The sequence below is a fragment of the Mesorhizobium sp. M2C.T.Ca.TU.002.02.1.1 genome (assembly GCF_003997225.1).
Window position 1 is genome coordinate 1 of record NZ_RZTO01001579.1, and the last position, 396, is coordinate 396.

Annotated in this window: 1 protein-coding gene; it reads right to left on the bottom strand. The window is 65.9% G+C overall.

Annotation, left to right across the window (positions count from 1 at the left end):
• Positions 1 to 396, bottom strand: a 396-nt coding sequence (locus EOD07_RS37390) for a hypothetical protein (protein WP_164773004.1), incomplete at both ends; no start/stop codon positions are given.

Consider the following 396-nt stretch of genomic DNA (forward strand, 5'->3'; position numbering starts at 1 on the left):
GAGCTGATCTCCAGCGAGTTGGCGGCGAACGCGCCTTGCGGATCGCGCGTGGCGGTGGCCGAGAACTTCACCCGCTCGCCAAGCGGCGAGCTGATCTGCGGCGGCAATGCCTTCGAGATGGCGTCGGCATTCATCTTCAGCGTCATCGACAGGTCGGCCAGCGCCACATTTGCCGTCAGCCCGGCATTGAGCGCATCGCTGCGCAAGCTGCCTTTGTCGATGGTCACGGTCTCGCGGCTGATCGTGCCGGAAAGGTCCGCGGCGAGCTTGCCGGTCACCAGCGGCGCCAGCGTCGCCACATCGGTCTTCAGGCCGGCGGCCGCTAGCTTGATGGCGACCGGACCGCTGAGGCTCTCGACATCGAAGCCGTCGGAATGGATCTCGCCGGTAATGTTG